Raw genomic sequence first — 18,013 nt, 5'->3', positions numbered from 1 at the left:
AGGCAAGTGCAGGTAAAGCCGGGTTCGCGCTGGAAGAGCGTGGTGTGCACGTCCGAAGTCGTGGTGGTGCGCCCGCCGAAGGGTGAGGTGACGATCGCTTGCGGCGGTGCGCCGATGGTGCCGCTGGGCGATGCCGTGCCCGACGGCGGCGCGCTTTCCGTCGACTGGTCTGGGGGGACCGTGGTGGGCAAGCGCTATGTCGATGACGAGAGCGGGATCGAACTGCTGGGCAGCAAGGCGGGGGCGGGATCGCTTGCGGTGGATGGCCGCGCGCTGCGGCTGAAGGAAGCCAAGCCGCTTCCGGCCTCGGACTGAGGCGGCGGGAATGAACATCGGTCTGCTGCTGGAAATGGCCGGGGATGCCGCGGCGGGGCGCCGCCTGCTGGGGCAAGGCGGCGTGGAGTGCCCCGGCGGGGGCGAGGGGCTGGACGGCCCCGCGCTGCTCGCCCGCGCGCGCGCCGGCGCGGCATGGCTGCGCGGCCAGGCGGGCGACAAGCTGGTGTTCCTGGGGCTGAACGGGCCGGACCTGCCGATTGCGCTGTTCGCGGCGGCTTTTGCCGGGCGGCCCTTCGTGCCGGTGAACTATCGGCTGGCGGATGCGGATCTGCGCCGCATCGTCGCGCGCACCGCGCCGTCGCTGGTGGTCGCCGATGCGGACATGGCATCGCGCATCGCCGGCATCGACGGGGTGGAGATCGTGGCGCGCGCGGATTTCGCCGCCGCCTGCGCCGGGCCGGCGGGCGACGTGACAACCGACGAGGATCAGGAGATCGCCGTCCTGCTGTTCACCAGCGGCACGACGGGTGAGCCGAAGGCGGCGGTGCTGCGGCACGCGAACCTCAGTTCCTATGTGATTTCAACCGTCGACTTCCTCGGCGCCGAGGAAGATGAGGCTGCGCTGGTCAGCGTGCCGCCTTATCATATCGCCGGTATTTCTGCGATCCTGACCGGCCTCTACGGCGGGCGGCGGCTGGTGTATCTAGAGGCGTTCAGCCCGGACGCCTGGGTCGATCTGGCCGCCGCCGAACGGGTGAGCCACGCGATGGTCGTGCCCACCATGCTGGACCGTATCCTCGACGTACTCGAAGCGCGGGGCGAGCGCCTGCCCGCGCTGCGCGCACTGTCCTACGGTGGTGGCCGGATGCCCGCGGCGGTGATCGAGCGGGCGATGCGGCTGTTGCCGAACGTCGATTTCGTCAACGCCTATGGCCTGACGGAAACCAGCTCGACGATCGCCGTGCTCGGCCCGGAGGAACATCGCGTGGCGATCGCATCCGATGATCCCGCCGTGCGTCGCCGGCTGGGGTCGGTCGGCCGGCCGCTGCCCACGCTGGAACTCGAGGTGCGCGCGCCCGATGGCAGTTGCTGCCCGCCGGGGGTGAGCGGTGAGGTGCATGTGCGCGGCGACCAGGTCGCCGGCGAATATCTGCACCGCAAGATGCTGTCCGACGACGGCTGGTTCGCGACCAACGATGCGGGGTTCCTCGACGAGGAAGGCTATCTGTTCGTCGAGGGGCGGCTGGACGACGTGATCGTCCGCGGCGGCGAGAATATCTCGCCCGGCGAGGTGGAGGACGTGCTCCGCCAACATCCGGGGGTGGCGGACGTCGCGGTGCTCGGGTTGCCCGACGATCGCTGGGGCGAGCGGGTGGCGGCGGTGGTGGTGCCGCGCGCCGCGGCGCCCGCGGCGGAGGAACTGGCCGCCTTCGTGCGCGCGCGGCTGCGCTCCACCAAGACGCCCGAGACATGGGAGTTTCGCGCGGAGTTGCCGTATAACGACACCGGCAAGCTCTTGCGGCGCATCTTGCAGGCCGAGCTCGCCGGGATGGGCGTCGCGGCTTGATCGTGCCGGACGCCCTTGAAGCCGAGGGATATTCGGCGCTGGGCGATCGGCCGCTGCTGATGCTCGACGCGCGCGCCGGGGGCTTGGCGGAGGCGGTGCGGGGCACGCGCGCGATCCTGATTGCGCTCGATGCCGATGGCCTCCTGCCCGCGATCGACCCTGCAGCGTTCGACGTTCTGCTGACCATCGCGCCCGATCCACCAGCGCCCTGGGTCCATGTTCCGGCGCGGCACTGGGCGGATCATCTGGCGCGGCTGGAGGCGGTGGTGCGACGCTGCCCGGTCGCCGCACAGACCGCGATGCGCACGCTTCGCATCGCGGAGGCACTGCCGTTCGACCTTGCGCTGGAGGCCGAGAGCCACGCTTATTCGATGCTTCTGGCAGGCGCGGAATTCCGGCGCTGGCGCGCCGACCGGAAAAGGGGGAGCGCCCCGTACGATCCCCATGAGCCGCGGCTGCGTGTGACGCGCAATGTGGACCAGATGACGATCACGCTCGATCACCCGGCCAGCCGCAATGCCCTTGCCGCGCCGATGCGCGACCAGTTGTTCGAGGCGCTGGCAGCGGTGCTCGACGATCCGAGCGCGCCGAGCCTGCTGCTGGAAGGGGCGGGGCCGTGCTTTTCGGTCGGCGGTGACCGCGACGAGCTTGGCGCCGCGCAGGACGTGGCTGCGGCCCATGTCATCCGCACCGAGCGAAGCTGCGCGCGACTGATGCACCGGCTCGGTACGCGCGCGACGGTACGGGTGCACGGCGCGTGCATCGGCTCCGGCCTGGAGATTGCGGCGGCGGCATCGCGGCGGATCGCGGCGCCGGGCGCGTGGTTCCAGCTGCCGGAGCTGTCGATGGGGCTGATCCCTGGTGCTGGCGGCACCGTCTCCGTGGCGCAGGCAATCGGCCGGCATCGCACCGCGTGGATGGTGCTCTCCGGTAAGCGTCTATCAGCCGCAACCGCGCTGCACTGGGGGTTGGTGACCGGATTGGACACGGGGCTGGTGGCGTGATCGAGCCGCTGGCGGCACGGCTCGCTGATGCACGACGCGCGCTTGGCGTGGTGGCCACGCTGACCGCCGATGTGCTGCAGCGGGATCGGCCGCTCGGCATACCCGGCGCTGTGTCGCCGAACGGAAGCTGCCGGATGGTGCGGACCGCGGACGGCTGGATAGCCGTGAACCTGCCGCGTTCGTGTGACGCCGAACTGGTGCCCGCATGGCTGGAGCAGGACATTGGAGACGGCGATCCCTGGCCGGCGATCGTCGCAGCCGCGCGGCGCCTGGGGTGCAGTGAGCTCGAGGCGCGGGCGGAACTGTTGGGGCTGGCGGGCGGCACGGTCGGGAGCATCGCGCCGACCGGTGTTCGATCGGTGCGGATGGGACCGACCGGCAACTGTCGCCGGCAAGTGATTGATCTTTCCGCCTTATGGGCCGGGCCGTTGTGCGCCGGTCTGCTCGCCCAATCAGGCTTTGCGGTGACGAAGGTGGCGTGCGTGAACCGGCCGGATCCCATCGCCCGAAGTACGCCAGAGCATGATCGGCGACTGAACGGGAGGAAGCAACGCATCGCGTTCGACTTCGCCGACCGCGCGCGGCTGCACGCGCTGGTGGCGCAGGCGGACATCGTCGTTTTCTCGGCTCGGCCGCGGGCGTTGGCGGGGCTCGGGATCGATCTGTCGCACTGGTTCAGGGCGCGAGCAGGGCGCATCTGGGTTTCGGTCACGGCTTATGGCTGGAGCGGCGCGGGAAGCGACCGGATCGGCTTTGGCGACGATGCGGCCGCCGCCGGCGGACTGGTCGACTGGGTGGGGGGCGCGCCGCGCTTTGCCGGAGATGCGCTGGCCGATCCGCTGACCGGCATCGCCGCCGCGGCGGCCGCGCTGGAGGCGGTGCGGCAAGGCGGCGGCGTGCTGATCGACGCGGCGCTGGCCCGGGTGGCCGCGCAGGTCCAGCAGCAGCGGGTGACCCGATGCGCGGCCTGACGATCCGCGATGCCGAGGTGCGCGGGCAGCGGGTGGATGTGCGCATCCGCGACGGCGTGATCGAGGCGATCGGCACGGATCTGGCCGGCGATGGCGCGGTGATCGAGGCACGTGGCGGCGCGCTGATTCCGGGGCTTGCGGATCATCATTGCCACGTGATGGCAATAGCGGCGCGGCGATCGTCGGTATCGCTGGCGGGCGCGGTGACGCTGCCGGAAGTGGAGCGGCGGATCAGGGCGGCGGCGCAGAGGGTATCGGGCTGGATCCGCGCGACGGAGCTGGACGAGACGCGCGTCGGCCTGCCGGATGCGGACGTGCTGGAGGCGGTGTGCCCGGGCCGGCCGCTCCGGGTGCAGGACCGGACGGGCGCGCTGTGGCTGTTCAACCGGACGGGGCTGGCGGCGCTCGGTGAGCCGGCGGACGCGCTGGAGCGTGGACAAAAAGGGCAACTGACCGGGCGACTCTGGCGCGGCGATGGTTGGTTACGGCAGCGGCTGGGCGGCGATGTGCCCGATCTGAGCACGATTGGTATCGCGTTGAACGCGATGGGCGTGACGCATGTGACCGACGCCACCGCGACCAACGATGCGGCGAGCGGCGCGATATTTTCGGCGGTGCGGAGAAGCGGCGCGCTGACCCAGCATCTGACGCTGATGAGTGCCGGGGAATTGGAGGCGCCGAGGGACGGCAGCTGGCGGGTCGGGCCGGTGAAGCTGCTGCTCGACGAACGCGACCTGCCGCCGCTCGACGATCTGGTCGCGCGGATCGCGGCGGCGCGCGCGCAGGGCAGGGCGGTAGCGGCGCATTGCGCGACGGATGGCGAGCTGGCGCTGATGGTCGCCGCGCTTGGCGAGATCGGCGCGTGGTCGGGCGACCGGATCGAACATGGCAGCATGATCGACGCGGCGATGATCCCGATGCTGGCGGCGCTGGGCGTGACGGTGGTGACGCAGCCGGCGTTCGTCCATGATCGCGGCGATCGCTATCGCGCGACGATCCCCGCCGACCAGCACGACGATCTTTACCGGATTGCGAGCCTGGACAAGGCGGGCGTGCCCGTCGCGGCGAGTTCCGACGCGCCTTATGCCACGCTTGATCCCTGGGCCGGGATGCGCGCGGCGGTCGATCGCACCACGGCACGCGGCGCGCCGCTGGGGCAGGGCGAGCGCGTGACGGCGGCGCGCGCGCTGTCGCTGTATCTTGGCGATCCCGACGATCCCGGGCGCCGGACGCGCCGGGTGGCGGTGGGCGAGCCTGCCGACCTGTGCCTGCTCCACACGCCGCTGGAGGAAGCGCTGCGCGTCCTCGACGCGAGCCTCGTCGCCGCGACGATCATCGGTGGGATGATCCCGGACGGAACGGCGCGCCTCGCCTGACCCAGGCACATCAGATCACACGGACAACATGAAGAATTTGGGGAGGATCCAGCACGATGACCAGCGACACACAGGCGCCGCGGAACCTGGTGTTCCTTCCGGAGGACGACCAGTATCACAAGCTGTCCGACGATCCGTACGAGACGGAAACCAACTGGTGGTCGTTCAACATCCCGGAGCGCAAGATCGGCTGCTGGATCCACACGCCTTATCACCCGAACCGCAACACGGTGACGTGGCGGATCTTCGTTTGGGACGCAGACGGCATGGATCCGGGCCGGCTGGCCTATTACCGCAAGGTCGAGGAAGCGCCGATGCCGCCCGAGCCGGACCTTCGCGACATCACCTTTCCCAAGGGTGGCTACAGCCTGAAGATGCTGGAGCCGGGGATGAAATATCACCTGTCCTATGAAGATCCGGCGCGCGACTTCGCGCTGGATTTCATCCACACCGGCGTCCACCGGCCGCACCGTTTCCGGCCCGGCGAGCCGCCGTTCATCCAGACGCCGCATTTCGACCAGCTGGGCCATGTCGTCGGCACGATGCGGCTGCGTGGGGAAACGATCCCGATCGACGGGGTGGGCGTGCGCGATCGGACCTGGGGGCCGCGCGGCGGCCCGTACATGACCAGCCGCAAGAAGCACGCCGCCGACAGCCAGCGAGTGAAATTTCCGGGCGGGCCGTTGTGGCGGCAGATCGAGCGCGAGCGGGGCCGCGGGAGGATCGAATATATCTATGGCCACAGCCTGGACTTCCAGACCGGCTTCCTCGGCTTCGTGCGAATGCAGGAGGGGACGGCCGACGGCTGGGCGCCAATGAACACCGGCTGGCTGCTGAAGGACGGCAAGTTCGGGGAGATCGACAAGGAGCGATCGCGGATGCTGAACTTCCGCGATCCCGTTGGCGGGTGGAACAGCCACATGCTGGTGGACCTGGCCGACGAGGACGGCCGCACGCTGCAGGCGGAGGGCCAGTCGGTCAGCCGGATGAGCGAGCATGGCTATGGCCTGAACCAGCTGATGCGCTGGGAATTCGACGGACGCGTCGGCTGGGGCGAGGATCAGGATGTCTGGATAGGGGACCATTTCCCCCGGATGCTGGATGCGCTGAGGCGGACGCGATGAGCGGCGGCGGCAAGGATCTGCTGCCGGCGGGGCTCGGCGATGCAGTGGAACGGGCGACGGGCGCCACCATCGCCGGCGTGAAGCCGCGCGGCGGGGGCGGCGCATCGCGGCAGGGCGCGGAGCTGCTGCTGGCGGGGCCGGATGGCACCCGCACCGAAGCCTATATGAATTACGACGTTCACCGCGCCGGGGCGGGGGACGATCAGGCGTTCCTGCGCGAGGCGGCGATCCTGGAGGCGCTGTCCGGCCCGATCGCCGGGCGCGGCGTGCGTACCGCGCGGTTCATTGCCGCGCTGCCCGATCAGCGCGCGCTGATCATGGGCAAGGTGGCGGGAGAGGCCAATTTCAACCTGGTGCGCGATCCCGCAGAACGGCTGCACCTGTCGCGTGACCTGATGGCGCAGGTGGCGGCGCTGCATGCGATCGATGCGGATTCGGTGCCGGCGCTGGGTGGCGCAGGCAGCGTGACGGAGCAGATCCGCGGGCGGATCGCCGCGGCGCGGGCACGCGATGCGCGCGCCGGGGGCGACCCGCTGGTGCACCTGGCGCTGGACTGGCTGGAGACGCATGTGCCGCCGGAGCCGCAGCGGCGCGTGATCGTGCATGGCGACGTGGGCGCGGGCAATTTCCTGTTCGATGGCGGCGAGGTGACGGCGCTGCTCGACTGGGAGCTGGTGCATGTCGGCGATCCGATGGCGGATCTGGCGATGCTGTGCCTGCGCGACCTGTTCATGCCGATGGTGCCGCTGCCGCAGCTGTTCGCCGCGTATGAAGCGGCGGGCGGCGCTGCGGTGGATGTGGATCGCGTGCGTTTCTGGCGGCTGTTGTTCCAGACCGGCTTCGTCGCGGGCGCACGCACGCTTGATCCCAATGCACCGCCGCCGCCGAACCTGGGCATGAACATGGTGTTCGGCATGGTCCATCGCCGCGTGCTGGCCGAGGCGCTGGCCGAGGCGGGCGGCGTGCCATTGCCGCCGGTGCCGCTGCCGGAGGTGCCGCCGGGCGCGCTAGACCGCTCGTTCGCCATCGCACTGGACGATCTGCGCGATGTGATCGTGCCACGGCTGACCGATCAGCAGGCGGCGGTGAAGGCGAAGGGCCTCGCCCGGCTGGTGAAATGGTGGCAGGCGCACGCGCGCTATGGCGCGACCTATGCCGCCGCGGAGCTGCGCGAGCTGAACGACGCGCTGGGCGAACAGCATCATGACGTGGAGGCGGCGCGGGCCGAGGTGCACCGCCGCGTGGTGGACGGCAGCATGGCGCCCGAACAGGCGATCCCGCTGGTCTATGCCCGGGTGACGCGGGAGACCGCACTGATGGCGGGCGCGATGGGATCGTTCGCGGACACGCGCTTCTCGCCACTGACCGCCGCCGACGCGGCCTGATTGACCAAGGAGAGAGACGTGTCGGCAATGACCGAGCGGCTGCGCGCAACGATGGGGATCGCGCCCGACGACGTGCAGATCGAGCATGAGGGCAAGAGTTATAGCCGCGGGCAGGTGGCGGCAGTGGCGGCAGGGATCGAGCGGCTGCTGGCAGAGCTTTCGCTGCCGGCCGAGGCACGCGTCGGCGTGCTGCTGCGCAACCGGCCGGCGCATGTCGCCGCGATCGGCGCGGTGCTGGGGAGCGACCGCTGCCTGGTGACGGTGAACCCGATCCTGCCCGCCGAAACACTGCTGGCGGAAATCGCGCGCGCGGCGCTGCCGGTGATGATCGCGGAGGAGGAGGACATCGCGCGGCCGGGCGTGATGGAGGCGGCGATGCGCGCGGGAACGGCGGTGATCGCGCTCGCGCCCGGCCTGGCGGGCGCGCGGCTGCTGATCGCCCCGCCGCGTGAAGCCAAGGCGGATGACGTGCGGCCAGGCGTGGCGGTGGAAATGCTGACCAGCGGCACGACGGGCACGCCCAAGCGGGTGCCGCTGACACGCGCCGCGTTCGAGGCGAGCTTTGCCGGGATCGCGCCTTATGAGCGACGCGGCGCTTCTGCCCAGAACGCGAAGCGGCGACCGGCATCGGGCATCGCGATCGTCAGCAATCCGCTGACGCACATCGGCGGGCTGTATGGCGTGATCGGCGCGTTGATGGCCGGCCGGGCGATGGTGCTGCTGGAGAAGTTTTCCGTCGACAGCTGGGTGGAGACGATCCGGCGCCATCGGCCCAAGGTGGCGGGCGCGGTGCCCGCTGCGGTGCGCATGTTGCTGGAAGCGGAAATCGACCCAGCGGATCTGTCGAGCCTCAGCGCGGTGATCTGCGGCACTGCGCCGATCGCGCCCGAGCTGATCGACGCATTCCACGACAAGTACGGCATTCCGATCCTGTGCAATTATGGCGCGACGGAGTTCGCCGGCGGCGTCGCGGGCTGGTCGCTTCCCGATTTCCGGGCGCGTTGGCGCGAGAAGTTCGGATCGGTCGGGCGGATCCACGGCAATGTCGACGCGCGGATCGTCGATCCCGATACGGGCGCCCCGCTGGCCGCGGGCAAGGAAGGGCTGCTCGAGCTGCGCGGCGACCAGCTGGGGCCGCGCTACCGGCGCGGCGAGGGTGAGTGGCTGCGCACCACCGATCGCGCCATGCTGGATGTAGACGGGTTCCTCTTCATCCGCGGGCGAGCGGACAATGCGATCATCCGCGGCGGCTTCAAGGTGCATCCCGATGACGTGATCGCCGCGCTTCACCAGCATCCGGCGGTGCGCGAGGCGGCGGTGGTGGGCGTCGAGGACGCACGTCTTGGCGCGGTGCCGGCGGCGGCGGTGATCGTGAAGGCGGGCGCGGCGGCGCCGTCCGAGGACGAATTGCGGCAATGGCTGCGCGAGCGGCTGATCGCTTATCAGGTGCCCGCGCACATCCGCTTCGTCGACGATTTTCCCCGGACGCCATCGCTGAAGCCAGCCGCGGCGGGCGTCCGCGCCTTGTTCGAAAACGCCGTCGCAGCGCATTGACCGACGCGCTGACGCAGTACATAGAACACCTAGTTATATATCTGCGACAAAGCGGGGAGAGGGCCGGTGGCGAGCATTCTTGAGAGCGACGAATGGCAGAAGGCCGTCGCCTATGAGATCAAGGACGAGGATATCGAGCGTTCGCGCAAGCTGATCGGCTATGAGCAGCCGTCCGCCGCGCGCGAATGGATCCAGACCGCGACCGAGGACGCGATCCGCAACTGGGCGCACGCCTGCGGCGACGACAATCCGCTTTACTGCAATCCCGATTATGCGCGCGGCACCCGTTGGGGCGGGGTGATCGCGCCGGGCATGATGGTTGGCCATCTCAACTCGCCGATGAAGGGCGATCCGGTGCCCGACGAAGTGAAGGCGCTGCGCAAGAGCCTGTTCAAGGGCATCCATGTCTTCGTGTCGGGATCGGGCTGGGACTTCTACCGCCCGGTGCGCCCCGGCGACACGATCTACAGCTTCGGCGGCGAAGAGACGTGCGAGGTCAAGCAGAGCGAATTCGCCGGCCGATCCGTGATCCTCACATCCCGCCAGGTGAAGGTGAACCAGCGTGCCGAGGTGGTCGCCGTCTATCGCGTGCTGCGCGTGCTGACCGAGCGCAAGACCGCGGCGAAGAAGGGCAAGTACGCCGGGATCGAGCCGCAGCGTTACGAGGATGAGGACATCGCAAAGCTGGACGCGATCTACGAGGCCGAGCAGGTGCAGGGCGGCGCGAAGCGCTGGTTCGAGGATGTCGAGAAGGGCGACAGCCTGGGCACCATGGCGAAGGGTCCGCTGACCGTCACCGACGTGATCTGCTTCCATTCGGCGGGCTATGGCTTCGTGCCCTACGCCCCGTCGGTCGGGCGGCTGGCGCATCGCAATCGCAAGCGCATTCCCGCCTTCTACGTGAAAAACGAATATGGCGTGCCCGACGTCGCACAGCGGCTGCACTGGGACCCGTTGTGGGCGCAGGCGATCGGCAATCCGATGGCCTATGATTACGGCGTGATGCGCGAGAACTATCTGTTCCACTATCTGTCCGACTGGGCCGGGGACGATGCGATCATCACCCATGTCCATGACGAGATCCGCAAATTCAATTACATGGGCGATACCCAGGTGATCACGGGCGAAGTACTGGGCAAGCGGACCGGCGATGCCGGCGAGGCGCTGGTCGATGTGGCGGTGCGCTTCACCAACCAGCGCGGCGAGGAGACGGTGCGCGCCACCGCCACGATCGCGGTGCCGAGCCGCGCGCATGCGTTGCCGGTCTATCCCGAGGTGCCGCGTGAGCTGGCGGAAAAGGCCGCGGCGATGATGGCGCGCCATTGGGAATTGTCCCGCAAATAAGCGTCGCGCCTGTCCCTGCCGGTGCCGGCGGGGACGGGTGCGACCGGTGCGTGAGGTGCCCGTACCTAGGATGAAGGCCCGCCGATGAATTTCGACCTGTCCGACGAACAGAAGATGCTGGCCGAGCAGACGCGCGGGCTGCTGGCGGAGCGATCGACCCATGACCGGTTGCGTGGCCTGATCGAGAGCGGCGCCGAATGGGACGAGGCGCTGTGGGGCGCCATGGTGGAGCTTGGCTATCCCGGCCTGGCGATCCCGGAGCAATATGGCGGGCTCGGGCTCTCCGCGCTCGATCTTGGCGTGGTGTCGGAGGCGCTGGGCGGTGCCTGTGCGGCGGTGCCGTTCTTCTCCTCCAGCGTGCTGGCGGCCGATGCGATCCTGCTGGCGGGAAGCGAGGCGCAGCGGGAGCGGTGGCTGCCGGGGCTGGCGAGCGGCGAACGGATCGCGACCTTTGCCTATGCCGAGGATGGCGGCGGCTGGCCGCTTGGCGCGGGCGGCGTGACGCTGGCGGATGGCGTGCTCAACGGCGTAAAGACGCCGGTGGCAGATGCCGGGATCGCCAGCCTCGCGGTGGTGCTGGGGCAGGATATTGACGGGCCGGCCTTGGCGGTTGTCGAGCTCGATGCCGCCGGGGTTCGCCGCGAGAAGCTGGCCAGTTTCGATCAGCTGCGCGCGCATCATGCGCTGCATTTCGACGGCGCGGCGGCAGAGCGGCTGGAGGGCTCCAGCGCGGCGCTGATCGAGGCGCTGTTCGATCGCGCCGCGGTGCAGGCGGCGTTCGAGGCGGTCGGCGGCGCGGCGGCGTGCCTCGTCATGGCGCGCGATTATGTGATGGATCGCCAGATCTTCGGCCGCAGCCTCGGCAGCTACCAGGCGGTGAAGCACAGACTGGCCGACCTGGCGGTCGCGATCGAACTGGCACGTTCCAATGCCTATTACGGAGCCTGGGCGGTGGATGCCGCGCCTGGCGAGCTCGCCGGCGCGGCGGCGGGAGCGCGGCTGACCGCAGCGACCGCCTATGAAATGGGTGCGCGCGAGAACCTGCAGCTGCACGGTGGCATCGGTTACACGTTCGAGGCGAACTGCCACTTCTATTACCGTCGCGAACGCTTGCTCGCGATCGCCCTCGGCCCGCGCAGCTTCTGGGCGGATCGCCTGCTTGCCTCATTGCCGGACGCCGGAAGGACGCCATAGGCCATGGATTTCAACGATACGCCCGAAGAAGCCGCCTATCGCGCCCGTGCGCGCGCTTGGCTCGCCGATCATGCCCCCGCGCATGAGGTGCATGGCGCCGAAGGGCTGGACGATGCCGAACAGGTACGCCGCGGCCGCGCGTGGCAGCGCGCGCTGTACGATGGCGGCTTTGCGGGGATCACGCTGCCCAAGAAGCTCGGCGGGCAGGGCGGCACCGCGCTTCAGGCCGTGATCTTCGCCGAGGAGGAGGCGCGCTATGCGCTGCCCAAGGGGCCTTACATCGGCATCGGCCTTGGCATGGCGCTGCCCGTGATCGGGCGGCACGGCAACGACGAGCAGCGCGCCCGCTTCCTTGAGGCGACGCTGAAGGGCGAGATCACCTGGTGCCAGCTGTTTTCCGAGCCGTCGGCCGGATCGGACCTTGCGAACCTGCGCACCAAGGCGGTGCGGCAGGGCGGCGGCTATGTCGTCAACGGGCAGAAGGTGTGGTCGAGCTGGGCTCACCTGACCGACTGGGGCATCCTCGTCACCCGTACCGACCCGAGCGTGCCCAAGCACAAGGGGCTGACCTTCTTCGTCGTCGACATGCGCAGCCCCGGCATCGAGGTGCGGCCGATCCGGCAGATCTCGGGCGCAAGCGATTTCAACGAGACGTTCCTGACCGACGTGGTGATCCCCGACAGCGACCGGATCGGCGCCGAGGGCGAGGGCTGGGCCTGCTGCATGACGGTGCTGATGGGCGAGCGGATGGGCACCGGCGCAGCGCGCAACGGGCTGGAACAGCTGATCGCGCTCGCCCGGCAGACGCGCAGCGGTTCTTCGGCATCAGGGCTGGGCAATGCGCTGGATGATGGCGGCGCGCGGTTGGCGCTGGCGACCGCCTTAGCGGAGGAGCGCGGCGGCAAATATCTCGGCGCGCGGCTTCGCACGATGATGTCGCGCAACGAGGATCCAGGCGCGATGGCCGGCATGATCAAGCTGTCCTATGCCGGGCGACAGCAGCGCGCGCTTGGCCTCGCAATGGAGCTGCGCGGCTATGGCGCGATCGCGGCCGATGATGGCGATGCGGCGGTGAAGGCGCTGCAATATGACTATATCTGGTCCGCCGTGATGCGCATCGCCGGCGGCGCGGACGAGGTGCTGCGCAACCAGATCGCCGAGCGCGTGCTGAGCATGCCGAGCGAGATCCGCGCCGACAAGAACGTGCCCTTCGACCAGCTTTAGCCGGGGAGTGGCGACGGCCGCTCCGGGAACGATCGATGGCAGGGAGGGTCGGCGCTCTCCTGGGAACAGCGCCAGGGCCGACACCAGCGATAGCGGCGCGGCTCCTGGTCGTTTGATTGGTTGCTAACCGCCGCGATGCCGGGCTTCACATCTTCGGTTCGATCATCGTTCCGAAGCGTAACGCTGATCAAAGCGTTCGCGGCCGGCAGCCTGCGATGTGCCACCTGCCTGCTTCTGACCCCGTGTCGCGACCACGGAACAGTTGGCAACCAGACCGATCCGACCCGCCTCGCCCAAGCATGCTCCGGTGCTGTGGCCGTTATGTCGGTAATGACCGTACGGCCGTTACGCGCGTCGCTGGCGGCGTTCGTGGGCGGCTTCTTCCAGGGGCGCGCGCAGTTCGCGCTTCAGCACCTTGCCGTTCGGGTTGAGCGGCAGTTCATCGAAGAACCGGATGGTGCGGGGCACCTTGTTGTCGGCGAGATTGTCCCGGACATATTGCTGCAGATCCTCCGCGCCGACGCTCGCCCCCGGGCGAAGCGCGATGGCGGCGGCGATGTCCTCGCCCAGCACGTCATGCGGCACGCCGAGCACCGCGGCGCTCTGCACGGCGGGGTGCTGGTGGAGCACGTTCTCGATCTCGAGCGGCGTGATGTTGTAGCCGCCGCGGATGATCAGCTCCTTGGAGCGGCCGGCCATGATCAGATCGCCGTCATCGTCGATGTAGCCAAGATCGCCCGAGCGCGTCCAGCCGCCGGCAAAGGCCTGGGCGGTCGCCTCCTCGTCGCGCCAGTAGCGGCGGGGATTGGGTTGGTAGCCGTAGATCTCGCCGACCACGTGCGGCGTGGTGATGACGTCGCCATTCTCATCGCGCAGCTGCATGTGCGCGGGGAGCTTCCCGACGCAGCCGGGCTTCAGCACCTGTTCGCGCGTGCTGGTGCCGATGCCGACGCCGCCCTCCGACATGCCGTAGCTGTTGCGCATCCGCAGGTGCGGCCAGAGCTGCAGCGTACGCATGACGGAATCGTGCGGTAGTGGCGCCGTGCCGGTCATCAGATATTTGACGCCCGCCATGTCGTACTTCGCGGCATCGGGATGATCGAGCAGCAGGCGAAGCATCGATGGGACGAGATAGACCAGATCCGGCCGGAGGCGGCGGGTGAGCTCGAGGAACTCGCCAGCGTCGAACCGCGGCTGCGTATAGGCGGTCGCGCCGCCGCGCACCGGCAGCATGACGATGCCGAGGTTCCCGCCCGACCCCGTCAGCGGGAGCGCGTGCAGCGTGGAGCGCGAGCGATCCATGTTCGTGCCGGTGACGCCGCGGACGAGATCGGCGTGGCTGACGACCACGCCCTTGATCTTGCCCGTCGTGCCCGAGGTGGCGAGGATCTCGGCATCGGCAGCGGGATCGAGCGAGGCCTGATCGGGCAGCGCGGCAGCGTCGCGCGGCATGGCATCGACCGTCCACTGGCCGTCGAGCGGCAGGTTGTTGAGGATATCGGGCGTGTCCGTGATCGCGAAGCGCGGTTCGACCAGCGCTGCATAATCCGCCACTTCGCGCGCGTTGAAGCGCGTGTTGATCGGGCAGGCGATGCCGCCGGCGCGGAGCACCGCGAAGACCGCGACCATATGCTCCACCGCATGATGGTTGCTGATCGGCAGGAACACCCGCTCACCCGGGCGCAGGCCGGACGCGGCGAGGCCGCCGGCGACTTCGTCCACCTCCCGGTCGAGCTCGGCAAAGGTGATCGCGCGCCGTGTGTCGTCGTGCGCGATCTCGGTCGCCTGATGCACGCCCCTGATACGCAACGCGTCGGTGATCCGACGAACCTGCATGCAAATGTCTCCGCCCCTTTTTCTTCATCCTGTGTGACCTAGTTATACATGACGATCAAGGGGGATTGCGGCGGCTCTGCTGCTTGGGCATGACATAGGTAGCGTTGTGGCGGTGGGTTCGGACGCCATGAGGACGGAGGGGCGGATGGAACAGGGAATGGCGCGGCAGGCGGCGTACCAGCCGGTGGTGGCGGCGCAATCGCTGGCCGAAGCGATGGCCGCGGCGGCAGCGCTCTATCCCGACACGGCCCTGATCGTCAGCGCGGGCGGGGCGACGCTCGCTCACCGGCTGGCGGATGTCCATGCCGCGGGCCTTGCCTTCGGATCGCGGCTGATGCGGCAGGGGATTGCAGCGGGGGAGCGGGTGGGGGTGCAACTGCCTGCCTCCGTCGAGTGGCTGATCGCGGCGATCGGCATCGCCCATGCCGGCGCGGTGCTGGTGCCGGTCGTCTCCATCTATGGCGCCAAGGAATTGCGCTTCATCCTGGCGCAAGCGGGCGTGCGGCTGATCGTGACGCCGCGCGACCATCGCGGGGTGGATTACCCGTCGGTCGTCGCCGCCGCCGCGGTGGAGGGCGCCCCATTGATACACGTGGTGGTGGGAGATCCCGCCGCCGGGACCGCGCCCGATGGGAGGACATTCCCGTGGCAGGAAATGATCGCGCCAGGACCGGCGATGCCGCGGGCCGGGCGCACGCCGGACGACCTGGCGATGCTGGTCTATACCTCGGGCACAGTGGCGGAGCCCAAGGGGGTGAAGCACAGCAGTCGCACGCTACTGGAGGAACTGGATGCCGGTGCCGCGGCGCGCGAGGAGATGGCGCAGGCGCTGTCGCTCAACCCCTGGCCCCCGGGCCATGTCGCGGGCGCGCTTGCCATGCTTCGCTACGCCGTGGTCGGCGCGCCGATGGTGGTGATGGACCAATGGGACGCGGCCGAAGCGGCGCGGCTGATCGAGCGGTACCGCGTCACCTCATCGTCTTTCACGCCGTTCCACCTCTCCGCGCTGATCGACGCGGTGGAGCGCGACGGGCGTGACATCTCCAGCCTGAAGAGCTGCCTGGTCGGGGCGGCGCCCGTCCCGCCCTCGCTGATCGACCGCTGCACGGCGCATGGGCTGCGCACCTTCCGCTGCTATGGTTCCAGCGAGCATCCGACGATCAGCATCGGCCACCCGGATGATCCGCTGGAAAAGCGGCTGACGACCGAGGGCCGGCTGATGCGTGGGATCGAGGTGCGCTTCGTCAACGATGACGGACGCGACGTGCCGGACGGTGAGGACGGCGAGATCGCCGTGCGCGGACCGGAGCAGTTCACCGGTTATTACGACAGCCGGCTGGACGATGCCGCCTTCCTGCCCGGCGGCTGGTTCCGCACCGGGGATGTGGGGCGGCTCGACGCCGACGGCTATCTCCTGGTCACCGACCGCAAGAAGGACGTGATCATCCGCGGCGGCGAGAACATCTCCAGCCGCGAGGTGGAGGAACTGCTATTCGGGCACCCGGACATTGCCGAGGCGGCGGTGGTGGCTGCGCCGGACGCGCGGATGGGGGAGGTGGTCTGCGCATTCGTCATTGCCAAGGTCGCACGCGAGGTGACGCTGGAGAGCGTGCGCGAACACTTCTCCGCCGCGGGCATCGCCCGGCAGAAGACGCCGGAGCGGCTGGTGACGGTGACCGAGATGCCCCGCAACGCGACGGGAAAGGTGCTGAAGGCGGTGCTTCGCCAGCAGGCACGTTCCCTCGCGTGACGGCGCCGCCAGCCGCCCGGCGCGACCAATCGCACCTCGATAACCATGTATCGGCTGGGCATGGCGCCGCGCGCTTGCACAGTGATCGGGGCGGACCTAAGCTTTCGCCGATGAGCCAAGCCTATGACTTCGACGCGGTGCCACCGCCCGCGAACGAGGACCGCACCGCCGCGACATTCCGGGTGCCCAAGACGGCCGAACTGGTAGCGGACCAGATCCGCGGACGGATCGTGCGTGGCGAGCTGCCGGAGGGCAGCTTCCTGCCGCCCGAGAGCCAGCTGCTCGAAACGATCGGCGTGTCTCGCCCGACGCTGCGGGAGGCGTTCCGCATCCTGGAGGCGGAGATGCTGATCACCGTCGCGCGCGGATCGCGCACCGGTGCGCGCGTCCATGCGCCGCGCGCGGACAGCGTCTCGCGCTACGCCGGCTTCGTCCTGCAATCGCAGGGCACGATGATGAGCGACATCTATCAGGCGCGGATCGCGATCGAACCGTTCAGCGTCCGCCAGCTTGCCGCCAAGCCCGATCCGGAGAAGATCGCCCGGCTGCGCGAGGAGATCGCGCGGCTGACGCAGATGGTGGACGAGACGCGCTTCACCGATTTCATGATCGGCATCGCCAAATTCCACCATCTGATCGTCGAGCTTGCCGGCAACCGCACCCTGCTGCTGATCACCAACGTGCTGCAGGACGTGGTCGCACGCTACCAGATCGAGCATCTGAAGCGCCGCCCGCGTGCGGACGAGGAACAGCGCGCGTCGCTGCTTCACGGCGTTCGGTCGTTCCACAAGCTCGTCGACCTGATCGAGCAGGGCGATGGTGAAAAGGCGGCGCGCCACTGGGAACTGCACCTGCGCAACGCGAACAAGGCGTGGCTGGGCCCCGACAACTACGATGCGCCGATCGACGTGCTGAGCTGATCGGCACTTTCTCAAGCAAGGATCACCGATGCGACCGTTGCCGCTGCTGACGCCCGAGAATACGCCGTTCTGGACCGGGGGCGAACGGGGCGAGCTGATGATCGTTCACTGCGACGCCTGCGATGCCGCGATCCATCCGCCGCAGGCGATCTGCCCGCGCTGCCTCGCTCGCGAGACGACGCCGCGTGCCGCCGCGGGGACCGGGACGATCCACAGCTACACGATCAACCACCAGGCCTGGGCGCCGGGCATGGCGGTGCCGTTCGGCCTCGCGCTGGTCGACCTCGACGGTGAGGAGGGCGTGCGGCTGACCGCGGAGATGGTGTGCGACGATCCCGACGCGGTGCAGATCGGGGACCGGGTGGCGGTGACGTTCCTGCCGGTCGCGGACGTCTGGATTCCGCAGGTTCGCCCAGCCTGATCACGTCACCGCCGGGCTTGCCGCGCCCGCCCGGGGCGGATAGGGAGCTACCTATATAACTAGGTAA

15 protein-coding genes are annotated in these 18,013 nt (G+C 69.2%); 14 read left to right on the top strand and 1 reads right to left on the bottom strand.

Going from position 1 to position 18,013, the window contains the following annotated elements:
* Nucleotides 1-6 precede the first annotated feature (6 nt).
* The 11 genes from LK535_RS09150 (at nt 7) to LK535_RS09100 (ending at nt 13,019) form a co-directional block, all read left to right on the top strand.
* Nucleotides 7-315: a hypothetical protein gene (locus LK535_RS09150; RefSeq protein WP_227771611.1), complete on the top strand. Its 309-nt coding sequence runs from the start codon at nt 7-9 to the stop codon at nt 313-315.
* Between the two features lie 10 nt (nt 316-325).
* The gene (locus tag LK535_RS09145) at nt 326-1,843 is read left to right on the top strand and encodes a class I adenylate-forming enzyme family protein (RefSeq protein ID WP_227771610.1); all 1,518 of its coding nucleotides are present in this window, start codon (nt 326-328) and stop codon (nt 1,841-1,843) included.
* A 2-nt stretch (nt 1,844-1,845) separates the two neighbouring features.
* The gene (locus LK535_RS16920) at nt 1,846-2,847 is read left to right on the top strand and encodes an enoyl-CoA hydratase/isomerase family protein (RefSeq protein WP_227771609.1); all 1,002 of its coding nucleotides are present in this window, start codon (nt 1,846-1,848) and stop codon (nt 2,845-2,847) included.
* Nucleotides 2,844-3,818 carry a CoA transferase gene (locus LK535_RS16915; protein ID WP_227771608.1) on the top strand — a complete coding sequence of 325 codons (975 nt, stop codon included), beginning with the start codon at nt 2,844-2,846 and terminating at the stop codon, nt 3,816-3,818. The genes LK535_RS16920 and LK535_RS16915 overlap by 4 nt, the downstream gene beginning before the upstream one ends.
* Complete coding sequence (locus LK535_RS09130; RefSeq protein ID WP_227771607.1) at nt 3,806-5,194, top strand: amidohydrolase family protein; 1,389 nt, start codon at nt 3,806-3,808, stop codon at nt 5,192-5,194. Before LK535_RS16915 ends, LK535_RS09130 begins: the two co-directional genes overlap by 13 nt.
* 56 nt (nt 5,195-5,250) lie before the next feature.
* Nucleotides 5,251-6,318, top strand: a complete 1,068-nt coding sequence (locus tag LK535_RS09125; protein WP_227771606.1) for a hypothetical protein — start codon at nt 5,251-5,253, stop codon at nt 6,316-6,318.
* Entirely contained in the window at nt 6,315-7,703 is a 1,389-nt protein-coding gene (locus LK535_RS09120) for a phosphotransferase family protein (RefSeq protein ID WP_227771605.1), read from the top strand. Before LK535_RS09125 ends, LK535_RS09120 begins: the two co-directional genes overlap by 4 nt.
* Before the next feature lie 27 nt (nt 7,704-7,730).
* Nucleotides 7,731-9,257, top strand: a complete 1,527-nt coding sequence (locus LK535_RS09115; RefSeq protein ID WP_227771910.1) for a class I adenylate-forming enzyme family protein — start codon at nt 7,731-7,733, stop codon at nt 9,255-9,257.
* A 66-nt stretch (nt 9,258-9,323) separates the two neighbouring features.
* Nucleotides 9,324-10,601, top strand: coding sequence for an FAS1-like dehydratase domain-containing protein (locus LK535_RS09110; protein ID WP_227771604.1), 1,278 nt, complete (start codon nt 9,324-9,326; stop codon nt 10,599-10,601).
* An 84-nt stretch (nt 10,602-10,685) separates the two neighbouring features.
* Nucleotides 10,686-11,795, top strand: coding sequence for an acyl-CoA dehydrogenase family protein (locus LK535_RS09105; protein WP_227771603.1), 1,110 nt, complete (start codon nt 10,686-10,688; stop codon nt 11,793-11,795).
* A gap of 3 nt (nt 11,796-11,798) precedes the next feature.
* Nucleotides 11,799-13,019 carry an acyl-CoA dehydrogenase family protein gene (locus LK535_RS09100; protein ID WP_227771602.1) on the top strand — a complete coding sequence of 407 codons (1,221 nt, stop codon included), beginning with the start codon at nt 11,799-11,801 and terminating at the stop codon, nt 13,017-13,019.
* A gap of 345 nt (nt 13,020-13,364) precedes the next feature.
* Here LK535_RS09100 and LK535_RS09095 read toward each other — a convergent pair whose 3' ends face one another.
* Entirely contained in the window at nt 13,365-14,855 is a 1,491-nt protein-coding gene (locus LK535_RS09095) for a class I adenylate-forming enzyme family protein (protein ID WP_227771601.1), read from the bottom strand.
* A gap of 145 nt (nt 14,856-15,000) precedes the next feature.
* On the opposite strand from LK535_RS09095, the gene LK535_RS09090 reads away from it, so the two are divergent.
* The 3 genes from LK535_RS09090 (at nt 15,001) to LK535_RS09080 (ending at nt 17,946) form a co-directional block, all read left to right on the top strand.
* Nucleotides 15,001-16,605 carry an AMP-binding protein gene (locus LK535_RS09090; protein WP_227771600.1) on the top strand — a complete coding sequence of 535 codons (1,605 nt, stop codon included), beginning with the start codon at nt 15,001-15,003 and terminating at the stop codon, nt 16,603-16,605.
* Between the two features lie 110 nt (nt 16,606-16,715).
* Nucleotides 16,716-17,525 carry a FadR/GntR family transcriptional regulator gene (locus LK535_RS09085; RefSeq protein WP_227771599.1) on the top strand — a complete coding sequence of 270 codons (810 nt, stop codon included), beginning with the start codon at nt 16,716-16,718 and terminating at the stop codon, nt 17,523-17,525.
* A gap of 28 nt (nt 17,526-17,553) precedes the next feature.
* Nucleotides 17,554-17,946, top strand: coding sequence for a Zn-ribbon domain-containing OB-fold protein (locus LK535_RS09080; RefSeq protein WP_227771598.1), 393 nt, complete (start codon nt 17,554-17,556; stop codon nt 17,944-17,946).
* The last annotated feature ends 67 nt before the right edge of the window (nt 17,947-18,013 follow it).

Source organism: Sphingomonas sp. IC4-52, from assembly GCF_020707225.1.
Lineage (GTDB): Bacteria > Pseudomonadota > Alphaproteobacteria > Sphingomonadales > Sphingomonadaceae > Sphingomonas.
Note: the sequence above shows the minus strand (reverse complement) of the source record. Positions and strands in the feature narration are given on the sequence as shown.

What these genes read in the sequence shown, in the direction of transcription:
- LK535_RS09145 (WP_227771610.1), top strand. Translation starts at nt 326, where the DNA reads ATGAACATCGGTCTGCTGCTGGAAATGGCCGGGGATGCCGCGGCGGGG.
- LK535_RS09130 (WP_227771607.1), top strand. Translation starts at nt 3,806, where the DNA reads ATGCGCGGCCTGACGATCCGCGATGCCGAGGTGCGCGGGCAGCGGGTG.
- LK535_RS09125 (WP_227771606.1), top strand. Translation starts at nt 5,251, where the DNA reads ATGACCAGCGACACACAGGCGCCGCGGAACCTGGTGTTCCTTCCGGAG.
- LK535_RS09120 (WP_227771605.1), top strand. Translation starts at nt 6,315, where the DNA reads ATGAGCGGCGGCGGCAAGGATCTGCTGCCGGCGGGGCTCGGCGATGCA.
- LK535_RS09115 (WP_227771910.1), top strand. Translation starts at nt 7,731, where the DNA reads ATGACCGAGCGGCTGCGCGCAACGATGGGGATCGCGCCCGACGACGTG.
- LK535_RS09105 (WP_227771603.1), top strand. Translation starts at nt 10,686, where the DNA reads ATGAATTTCGACCTGTCCGACGAACAGAAGATGCTGGCCGAGCAGACG.
- LK535_RS09100 (WP_227771602.1), top strand. Translation starts at nt 11,799, where the DNA reads ATGGATTTCAACGATACGCCCGAAGAAGCCGCCTATCGCGCCCGTGCG.
- LK535_RS09095 (WP_227771601.1), bottom strand. Translation starts at nt 14,855, where the DNA reads ATGCAGGTTCGTCGGATCACCGACGCGTTGCGTATCAGGGGCGTGCAT.
- LK535_RS09090 (WP_227771600.1), top strand. Translation starts at nt 15,001, where the DNA reads ATGGAACAGGGAATGGCGCGGCAGGCGGCGTACCAGCCGGTGGTGGCG.
- LK535_RS09085 (WP_227771599.1), top strand. Translation starts at nt 16,716, where the DNA reads ATGAGCCAAGCCTATGACTTCGACGCGGTGCCACCGCCCGCGAACGAG.
- LK535_RS09080 (WP_227771598.1), top strand. Translation starts at nt 17,554, where the DNA reads ATGCGACCGTTGCCGCTGCTGACGCCCGAGAATACGCCGTTCTGGACC.